The 9,236-nt window shown below is 72.9% G+C and carries 9 protein-coding genes and 1 pseudogene; 7 read left to right on the top strand and 3 right to left on the bottom strand.

What is annotated here, in order from left to right:
* Nucleotides 1-90 precede the first annotated feature (90 nt).
* The 3 genes and pseudogenes from ACWEF6_RS37235 to ACWEF6_RS37225 all read left to right on the top strand — a co-directional run.
* Nucleotides 91-723: pseudogene (locus tag ACWEF6_RS37235) on the top strand (alpha/beta fold hydrolase); the annotation flags it as partial.
* A 289-nt stretch (nucleotides 724-1,012) separates the two neighbouring features.
* Nucleotides 1,013-1,570 carry a hypothetical protein gene (locus ACWEF6_RS37230; protein WP_449687255.1) on the top strand — a complete coding sequence of 186 codons (558 nt, stop codon included), beginning with the start codon at nucleotides 1,013-1,015 and terminating at the stop codon, nucleotides 1,568-1,570.
* The gene (locus ACWEF6_RS37225) at nucleotides 1,567-2,070 is read left to right on the top strand and encodes a YceI family protein (RefSeq protein WP_449687256.1); all 504 of its coding nucleotides are present in this window, start codon (nucleotides 1,567-1,569) and stop codon (nucleotides 2,068-2,070) included. The genes ACWEF6_RS37230 and ACWEF6_RS37225 overlap by 4 nt, the downstream gene beginning before the upstream one ends.
* Here the strand turns inward: ACWEF6_RS37225 and ACWEF6_RS37220 are convergent.
* On the bottom strand, nucleotides 2,063-2,710 hold the full coding sequence (locus ACWEF6_RS37220; protein WP_449687254.1) for a rhomboid family intramembrane serine protease: 648 nt from the start codon (nucleotides 2,708-2,710) through the stop codon (nucleotides 2,063-2,065). The two genes, ACWEF6_RS37225 and ACWEF6_RS37220, sit on opposite strands and share 8 nt — an antisense overlap.
* 100 nt (nucleotides 2,711-2,810) lie before the next feature.
* Here ACWEF6_RS37220 and folP point away from each other — a divergent pair, with 100 nt between their 5' ends.
* Nucleotides 2,811-3,677, top strand: a complete 867-nt coding sequence (gene folP / locus ACWEF6_RS37215) for a dihydropteroate synthase (protein ID WP_449687253.1) — start codon at nucleotides 2,811-2,813, stop codon at nucleotides 3,675-3,677.
* Between the two features lie 634 nt (nucleotides 3,678-4,311).
* Here folP and ACWEF6_RS37210 read toward each other — a convergent pair.
* Nucleotides 4,312-5,379 (bottom strand): methyltransferase, encoded by a 1,068-nt coding sequence (locus tag ACWEF6_RS37210; RefSeq protein ID WP_449687252.1) that lies wholly within the window; start codon nucleotides 5,377-5,379, stop codon nucleotides 4,312-4,314.
* Between the two features lie 178 nt (nucleotides 5,380-5,557).
* Here ACWEF6_RS37210 and ACWEF6_RS37205 point away from each other — a divergent pair, with 178 nt between their 5' ends.
* From ACWEF6_RS37205 to ACWEF6_RS37195, 3 genes are read left to right on the top strand one after another with little or no spacing between them, the layout of a single operon-like run.
* Nucleotides 5,558-6,676 (top strand): hypothetical protein, encoded by a 1,119-nt coding sequence (locus ACWEF6_RS37205; RefSeq protein ID WP_449687251.1) that lies wholly within the window; start codon nucleotides 5,558-5,560, stop codon nucleotides 6,674-6,676.
* Nucleotides 6,673-7,584: an ABC transporter ATP-binding protein gene (locus ACWEF6_RS37200; RefSeq protein ID WP_449687250.1), complete on the top strand. Its 912-nt coding sequence runs from the start codon at nucleotides 6,673-6,675 to the stop codon at nucleotides 7,582-7,584. The genes ACWEF6_RS37205 and ACWEF6_RS37200 overlap by 4 nt, the downstream gene beginning before the upstream one ends.
* The gene (locus ACWEF6_RS37195; protein ID WP_310975885.1) at nucleotides 7,581-8,423 is read left to right on the top strand and encodes an ABC transporter permease; all 843 of its coding nucleotides are present in this window, start codon (nucleotides 7,581-7,583) and stop codon (nucleotides 8,421-8,423) included. The genes ACWEF6_RS37200 and ACWEF6_RS37195 overlap by 4 nt, the downstream gene beginning before the upstream one ends.
* On the opposite strand, the gene ACWEF6_RS37190 is transcribed toward ACWEF6_RS37195, so the two are convergent.
* Entirely contained in the window at nucleotides 8,413-9,219 is an 807-nt protein-coding gene (locus ACWEF6_RS37190; protein ID WP_449687249.1) for a lipase family alpha/beta hydrolase, read from the bottom strand. The two genes, ACWEF6_RS37195 and ACWEF6_RS37190, sit on opposite strands and share 11 nt — an antisense overlap.
* Between the last annotated feature and the right edge of the window lie 17 nt (nucleotides 9,220-9,236).

Here is a 9,236-nt window from a genome sequence, read left to right as displayed (position 1 = left end):
CCTCGCCCGCGTCGTGTTCAACCTCCTACGAACCGACACCACACCCCTCACAGCCACGCTCCCCGCAGCGGCTTGACATAGGAGCAACCCATGACGGCATCGGTCACCTCACCCGACGGGACGGTCATCGGCTACGAAACCCTCGGCGACGGCCCACCGATGGTCCTCGTCCACGGCACCGGTGCCGACCACACCCGCTGGGCCGCCGTCCGGGATCGGCTCGCCCAGCGCTATCGCCTCCACCTCGTCGACCGGCGCGGGCGGGGCCTCAGCCGAGCCGAAGCCGGCGACTACGACATCCGGCGCGAAGGCGAAGACATCGCCGCCGTGGCCGAAGCCGCCGGGGGCGATGTCTATCTCCTTGCGCACTCCTACGGTGCCCTCTGCGCCCTGGAAGCCGTGCGGATCACCGAAGCCGTCAGCCGCCTGGTCGCCTACGAACCGCCTCAGCCGGAGCCCGGCGGGTCGGTTGTCGGGCCCGAGGCGCGGCGCCGGATGCGGGCCGCCGACGATCCCGAGCAGATCCTCGAAATCTTCCTTCAGGAGGCGCTCCGGGTGGACGTCGAGGCCATGCGCCGCACCCCCGTCTGGGGTTCGCGGGTGGCTGCCGCGCACACGATCCCCCGGGAACTGGACGTCGTCGAAAACATGGTCTTCGATGCGCGGCTCAGTGAGATCGCCATTCCCGTCCGGCTGTTCGCCGGCTTCGTCGACGCACCGGCCCCAGACCGCGGCCGGGCCGGTGACCGTCTCGGCCAGCCGCGTCTTGCCGATGCCGGCCGGCCCGCCGACGAGCACCAGCGCGCCGGTGCCGCCGTCCGCCGCCGCGAGCCACGTGCGCAGGTCGGCCACGGCACCGGCGCGCCCGACGAAAGGTTCGCTGCGCGTCACCCGAGCAGTATCCCCTCCGTGCCCGGTTTGCGCGGTGGCCTCCGTACTGGCACTGATGTCCGGACGGCGCTCGCGGCCGAAAGTGACTCCCAACGCGGTGACCAGCGAAAAGGAGCACCTCATGCACGCGACCATCCACCAGTACCGGAGTCCGCTGGGGACGCACGACCTGGCCGAGGGCGCCCTCGGCGCCGCCACGCTCACCCAGCTCGGCGGCCCGGCCGGCGCCGTCGTCACCTTCTGGCCCGACGCCGCGGCGGCGGGCGAGGCCGCGGCCCGGCGGCCCGCCGGGACCACCTGGCTCGACACCGGCGTCTACCGGGTCACCGACGCGCAATGGGCGTCGGACGCGGCCTCCTACGCCCAGCTCACCTGGTTCGACGGGCCGCGGGGCGCCGAGCAGTCGGCCGCCGAGCTGCGCGCGGGCCGCGAGCGCATCTGGCCCGCCGTGCGGGATCTCGAAGGCGTCGGCGCGAGCTACACCCTCATCGCCGAAGACCGGTCCCTGGTCGTCGTGGGGTTCGGCGCCTCCGTGGCGACGATCGAAGCCGTCCAGGAGGCGATCATGGCCACCGAACTGCTGGTCGGCGAAGACCCGGCGTTGCTGCCCGGCCCGGACCGGGTCGACCTGCACCGCGTGCGGCACGCGGCCCTGCCGGCCCCGGCGGGTGCGCGATGAGCCCGCACACCGCGCCCGCGCTGCGCGCCGGGACCTGGACCGTCCGCAGTGGACGGACGACGGCGGCCTTCGAGGTCCGCAACTTCGGCTTCAACCGGGTGCACGGCACGATCCCGGTTCGCACCGGCCGCGTCGAGGTGCGCGACGGCGCCGTGACCGCGGTCCACGCCGAGCTGGATTTGGGTGCGCTCGACACGCGGAACGAGCGTCGTGACCTCGACCTGCGCAAGCCGAACCTGCTCGACAGCGCCGCTCAGCCGGAAATGACGTTCACGGCCACCGGCGTCCGCAGGCAGGAGAGCGGCTGGGAAGTGACCGGCGAGCTGCGGCTGCGCGGGACGTCGTGCCCGCTGACGCTGGCCGTCGAGCCGGTCACCGCCACCCGCGTCCGCGCCACCGGGACGCTGGACCGGGCCCCGCTCGGCCTGCGGGTGCCGCGCGCGGTGATCGGCCGGTACGTCCGGATCGACGTCGAGGCGGAGCTCGAACCGCCTAGCTGAAGTCCTTCGGGAGCAGGGTGGTCGCCGCGTCCGGCGCGGCGACCGCCTTCGGCCGCCGGTCGCGGAAGATCCAGCCGCCGACGATGCCGCCGAGGAACCCGAACAGGTGACCCTGCCAGCTGACCCCCTCGTCGGTGGGCAGCAGGGAGACGAACGTGTAGGCGAAGCACAACGCCATCACGAGCCCGATCACGATGTCGATCGGGTGCCGGTCGAACAGCCCGCGCACGATGATGTAGCCGAAGTAGCCGAACAGCAGGCCGCTGGCGCCGACCGTGACCGTGTGCGACGGCGTGATGAACCAGACGCCCAGCCCGCTGGCGACGATGATCAGCACGCTCACGCCGAGCCACTTCTTCACCCCGCGGTAGGCGGCGAGGAACCCGAACACGAACAGCGGCCCCGAGTTGGCCTCGATGTGCATCCAGCTGGCGTGCATGAACGGCGAGGTCAGGATGTCCGGCAGCGACCCCGGGTCCCGCGGCTCGATGCCGAACTCGCGGCTCAGGTCGTAGCCTTCGACGGCGTTGACGATCTGCACGAGCCACATGACCGCCAGCAGGGCGACCATCGCCCACAGCGCCTTCTTGGCCTCGGCGATCATCAGTTCGGCGTCGCTGCGGGCCGGTTCCTCGCTCATTTCGTGTCCCCCCTGCTCGGTTCGCGCGCCCGAGAATAGCCGCCGCGGGGCCCCACCGGCGGCGTTCCGGACCCAGCCGTGACCTGGCAGGGTGGTGACCATGACGTCAAACCGGCCGGAGATGGTCTTCCGCGGCCGCCGCATGCCCGGCGACCGGGCGTTGGTCATGGCCATCGTCAACCGGACCCCCGACTCGTTCTACGACAAGGGAGCAACCTTCGCCGACACGGCGGCCATCGAAGCGGTGGACCGAGCGGTGGCGGCGGGCGCCGACATCGTCGACATCGGCGGCGTCAAGGCGGGCGAGGGCCCGGAGGTCGACGTCGACGAGGAGAGCCGGAGGGTGGTCCCGTTCGTGGCCGAGGTCCACCGCCGCCACCCGGAGCTGGTGATCAGCGTCGACACGTGGCGCCACGAGGTAGGACGCCAGGTCTGCGAAGCGGGCGCGCACCTGCTCAACGACACATGGGCGGGCGCCGACCCCAAGCTGGTCGAAGTGGCCGCGGAGTTCGGAGCGGGCTACGTGTGTTCGCACGTCGGGGGCATGCCGGTCCGCACGGACCCGTACCCGAGGCCCACCGCAGAGCGCCCGTTTTGGCCGAGTTACGAGGACGTCGTCGCAGACGTGATCGCCGAACTGACAACGGCGGCCGCACGAACGGTGGCGGCGGGGGTGCCGCGCGAAGGGGTGCTGGTGGACCCGACGTTCGACTTCGGCAAGAGCACCCGCCACGGCCTGGAGCTGCTCAGGAACTTCAACCGCCTGGTAGAGACGGGCTGGCCGGTGTTGGTGGCCCTGTCGAACAAGGACCTGATCGGCGAGACCCTGGACGTACAAGCCCACGACCGCTTGGCCGGAACCCTGGCGGCAACGGCAATAGCGGCAAAGGCGGGGGCGGCGGTGTTCCGCGCACACAATGTAAGAGAGACGCGGCAGGCAGTGGAGGCGGTAGCGGCATTCGCTTGATGCAAAAGAAAGAGCTGGGTGGTCATCCCGTCGCCTGAGGCCGTCAAAATCACTTTGAGCCGGGCCCGCAACCCACAGCGCGGGGCTGGGTGACGGCGTGGGCTTGCGGGCCCGGCTCAAAGTGATAGGCCTCGTTCAGGCGACGGGATGACCACCCCGCGGCCCACCTCCCCAACGCTGGCCAGCAGCGCGAGGGGGGTGGTCATCCCGGAGCCTGCCTGTCCGGCGAGGACGCTTTTTGTCTTTCTGCCGCGGCAGAAAGGCTCTGCCGCGGCTGGGGCGGGTCCGACCTCCCCCGCCCCTCCGGTGGGATTCTCAGTCGTCGCCCGGGTGTGTCAAGGCGGGAAAGCGTGCCTTGACACACCCGGTCGCCGACTGAAGGGATAGCTGGGATGAGGGGCGGGGGAGGTCTGGTGACGTCGCTGGTTTCCTTGCGCTCCCGGCCGGCGGTTCGCGCGTGGCGATGCCGTGGCCGGCTTGCGCCTCCGGCCGCCGGTATGCGGGAGGCGATGCCGTGGTCGGCTTGCGCTCCCGGCCGCCGGCTCGGGTCTCGCCTGTGGACAACACCCGCACCGGCGCCCGAATCTGTCGGTGCCCTCCGCTAGCGTGGAAATCGGGGGCTGCTCAGGCACCCCTACCGGCCGAGCCGCCAGAGCGATGTCACCTCCGCGGCTCGCGCCCGGTGCAGCGGGTCGGCCAAATCGACCGCGCGCGGGTGCCGGGGCGCCGCCTCCGTCCGGCCCACCACCCGCAGCCCCGCCGCCGTGATCCAGGCCAGCAGCTCTGCCCGCGTTCGCAGCCCCAGGTGCTCCGCCAGATCCGACAGCACCAGCCATGCCTCGCCGTCCGGGGTCAGGTGGCGGCGTGCTCGGTCGAGGAAGCCGCGCAGCATTCGGCTGCCCGGGTCGTACACCGCGTGGTCCAGTTCCGTGCGGGGCCGGCCCGGGAGCCAGGGCGGGTTGGCCACCACGAGCGGGGCCCGGCCCGGTGGGAACAGGTCCGCCTTCACCACCTCGGTGCGGTCGCCGAACCCCAGCCGGTCCAGGTTCGATGTCGCGCACGCGACGGCTCGGGGCGAAGTGTCCGTTGCGACCACTCGATCCACCCCACGGTGGGCCAGCACGGCCGCGAGCACGCCCGTTCCGGTGCCGATGTCGAACGCCCGCTCCGTTCCCGGCAACGGCGCTTCCGCCACCAGGTCGACGTACTCCTGCCGGATCGGTGCGAACACGCCGTAGTGCGGATGGATCCGCGCGCCCAGTGCCGCGATGAAAACGCCGGTGGCGCGCCACTCCGCCGCCCCGAGGACGCCGAGGAGCTCCCGCAACGGCACCGCGGCCGCGACCTCCGACGGGCCGTAGACCGCGGTGCACGCGGCCCGGACGTCCGGTGCCCGGCGCAGCGGGATCACGTGGCCGGGATCGAGGGGGATGTACAGCAGCGACAGCAGCCGCGCCCGGCGGGCGCGGTCCGCGCGGTACCGGGCGTAGTCGTCCGGTGGAGGCGGTGGGATGCGGCGGTTCACGGCCGCGAGCAGGCGCCTCGCGGCCGGGTAGTCGCCGTGCCAGAGCAGGGCGGTGCCGTCGGACATCGTGCGGAGGGCGGCGTCGGCGGACAGGCCGTCGCCGGCCGCGATCGCGGTCCGGGAAGGCGGGGCAAAGAGCCGGCGATCGGGTTCGCCGGGCAGGACTAGGTGAGCCACGAGAAGGGTTTTCCGTTCTTGCTGCGGGCACGGCGAAGCACCCGCGAGAGGTGCGGGGTGTGCGGACGACCGGAGCGGGAACTAGCTCAGGACAGCAGCATGAACGGGATTCGTCACCCCCCGACCCTAGCTGCGGGCCCCGGACCATGCGTACAAAGGACGGAAGAGGTGATGCCGGATGGTGTTGCGGCACGGGAAGCGGCGCCGGTGGGCGGTCGTCGCCGCCGTGGCTGCCGTGCTCGTTTCCGCTCCTTCGGTCGTGGCCGCTCTCGCTCCGGCCGGTGCGGCCGGCGATCCCGAGCAGCTGCGGGCGCTCGTGCTCGGTTCCGCCGGGAAGCCGTACCAGGGCTACGCCGAAAGCGCCGGCTCGCTCGCCCTTCCGGAGCTGCCGAACCTCGCCGCCGTCACCGCGCTCTTCTCGATGCGGACGCCGATGCGGGCCTGGTACGCCGGGCCCGACCGCTACCGGGTCGACATCCTCGGGACCGCCGGTGAGCACGACGTCTACCGGTTGCCCGATGGCGAATACACCTGGGACTACGGCGACAACACGCTGACCGAGCTGATCGGCGAGCCCGACCTGCGGCTACCGCGGGCCGGGGACCTGCTGCCGCCCGAGCTCGCGCGGCGGATCCTTCGCGCGGCGAAGGGCGATCCGGTGAGCGCGCTGCCCGGGCGGAACGTCGCCGGCGTCGCCGCGTCCGGCCTGCGGCTGGTGCCCGCCGATCCCGACACCACCATCGGCCGCGTCGACGTCTGGGCGGACCCGGTCACCGGGGTGGCGGTGCGGGTCGAAGTGACCGCGCGTGGGCAGGAGGCGCCGATCCTGGTGACCGAATTCCAGCAGCTCGAACAGACGACGCCGGTCGTCGAGGCGCCGCGGCCCGCCCTCGGGTCCGGCTTCAACGTGGTGAGCGCTCCGGACGTCGCCGACACGCTCGGCGCGTTCAGCCAGGTCACGCTGCCGACCTCGCTGGCCGGGCGTCCGCTGCTGTCGTCGAACTTCGGGGGCGTGCAGGGCGCCGCCCTCTACGGGCGCGGGCTGGCCGCCTTCGCCGTGATCGCGGTGCCGCGGACCGTGGCCAACGCGGCGGGCGACGCCGCCGGGAAGGCCGGTGCGGTGCAGGTGAAACTCGCCGCCGGGAGCGTCGTGCAGCTGTCGATCACGCCGCTGTCGCTGGGCATCGTGCGGTCGTCGGTCTCCCGCCGCTCCTACCTGCTGGCCGGGACGGTGACACCGGACGTCCTGAAGTCCGTCGCCGACGAGCTGTCCCGGCTGCGCCGGAGCGGCCCGTGATCGTCACGCACGCGCTGACCAAGCGCTACGGCCGCACGGTGGCCGTCGACGCGGTCGACCTCGAAGTCCGCGAAGGCGACCGCTACGGCTTCCTGGGCCCCAACGGCTCGGGCAAGACCACCACCGTCCGGATGCTGCTCGGCCTCGTCTACGCGACCGCCGGGGAGATCGAGGTGCTCGGCAAACCGGTGCCGAAGCGGGTTGCCGAGGTGTTGCCGGACGTCGGCGCGCTCGTCGAGGGCCCGGCCGCGTACCCGCACCTGTCCGGGCGCCGGAACCTCGCGCTGCTCGACGCCGCCGGGCGCGGGGGCGGGCGGCGCACCCGGCGCCGTCGCATCGACGACGCCCTCGAGCAGGTCGGGCTGGGCGGGGTCGACCAGCGGCCGGTGAAGGCGTACTCGCTCGGCATGCGGCAACGCCTCGGGCTCGCCGGCGCCCTGCTGCGCAAGCCGCGGCTGCTGATCCTCGACGAGCCGACCAACGGGCTCGACCCCCAGGGCATCAAGGAGATCCGCGAGCTGCTGGTCGAGCTGAACGCGGGCGGCACCACGGTGTTCCTCTCCAGCCACCTGCTGGCCGAGGTGGAGCAGCTGTGCACGCGCGTCGGCGTCGTCGACCGCGGCCGGCTCGTGCTGGAGGACGACCTCGCGACGCTGCGCGCGGCCACCGGCCGGATCCTGGTCGGCACCCCGGACCCGGCCGAGGCCGCCGCGGTCCTCGACGGGCAGCTCGAAGCCCGCGACGGCGACCGGCTGGTCATCCGGCACGGCGATCCGGCGGCGCTGAACGCGATGCTCGTCGAAGCGGGGGTGCGCGTGACGTCGATCCACGCCGAACAACGGACCCTCGAGCAGGTCGTCCTCGACGTGACGGGGCCGGGCTCGGACCGGTTCGGAGCGGCGGAATGATCGGCGTCGAACTGCGGAAGCTCGCGCTGCGGCCGCGGGTTTGGTTCAGCGTGCTGCTGCTGTGCTTGCTGCCCGCGATCGTCGGCGTCTTCCTGGCGACGGCGGACTTCGCGCCGCCGCCGGGGCAGGGCGGGGCGTTCCTCTCGGCGGTGGTCAACGACGGCGCGCTGTACCCGGCCGCCGCGCTCGCGCTGGTGCTGCCGCTGTTCCTGCCGATCGCGGTCGCCGTCACCGCGGGCGACGCGATCGCCGGCGAAGCGGCCACCGGCACCCTGCGTTACCTGCTGGTGCGCCCGGTCGGCCGGACCCGGTTGCTGGGCGCCAAGATGGTCGCGCTCGCGGTGTACGTGACCGCGGCGATCGTCATCGTCGTGCTGACGTCGCTGGTGCTCGGGGTGATCCTGTTCGGCACCGGCGGCACCCCCGGCGTCGCCGGACCGGGCGGGCAGCCGACCGGCGTGACGTCGCTGTCGGGGCAGTCGCTCAGCTCGTCCGCGCTGGGGCTGCGGCTGCTGGGCGCGGTGTCCTACATCGTCGTGTCGATGCTCGGGTTCGCGGCGATCACGGTGTTCCTCTCGACGGTGTCCGACTCGGCGCTGGGGGCCGCGCTGGGCGGGCTGGCCGTGCTGATCACGAGCTCGGTGCTGGAAACACTGGACGCGGCGGCGGCCGTGAAGCCCTACCTGCCGACGCACTACTGGCTGTCCTGGATCGACTTCTTCCGCGATCCGGTGCTGTGGCGCAACATCGATCACGGGCTGCTGCTGCAGGCCGGCTACATCGTGGTGTTCTTCGGGGCCGCGTGGGCGAACTTCGCGACGAAGGACGTCACGAGCTGAGGCACTCGGCCGGCGCTTCGAGCGGGGTGGTGCCGAGGGCCTGCAGCACGATCTCGGTGACGGCGGCGTCGGTCGGCAGGTCGCCGTGGCCGGCCGGGTTGCCGGGGCAGACCTGCTGGAGCGAGACGTTGACGGCGCCGTCGAGCCGGGCCGAGTCCGGCGGGGTCACCGTCTCGTCGTGGTCGGTCCAGAGCGACAGCCACGGCAGGCCCGGCGGGAGCGGCTGCTTGGCCAGCTCCTGGAGGAGGCTGCTGCCCGGCGCCAGCTGGACGCACGCGGTGGGACAGCCGCCCGGGACCAGCGCGCCGCCCGCCGTGGCGAGGCCGGTGCCGTGCATCGGCGCGCCGAGCGTGACGACCCGGCGGGCCTGGTGGTCGCCGTTCTCCCGGCCGACCCACAGCCGGGCCACGATCCCGCCGGCGGAGTAGCCGACGACGTCGACCGAAGGCGCGCCTTGTTCGTAGGCCTTCTCGACGGCTTCGGCGAGGACGGCGGCCTGTTCGACGAGGTCGCCGGTGCCGTCGCCGGCCAGGGTGAGCACCTCGGCGGACCGGCCGGTGGCCTGCCGGATCCGCTCGGCGAGGGTCTCCAGGGCACCCCGGCCGCCGCCGTAGCCGGGGACGAGGAGAACCGGGCCGGGCTTGTTCTGGTCCGGCGACCCGGCTTCGGGCGCGGCTTTGGCACCGGAGGTCACGAGGACGGTGGCGACGACCACGGCCACCACCGCGACGGCGACGCTGGTCAGCATCAGCCGCCGCCGCGGGCTGAGCCCGCTCCACCACGCCGTGATCCGCACCCTTCCATGATGACCCG

It is taken from the genome of Amycolatopsis sp. NPDC004772 (genome assembly GCF_053601215.1).
Note: the sequence above shows the minus strand (reverse complement) of the source record. Positions and strands in the feature narration are given on the sequence as shown.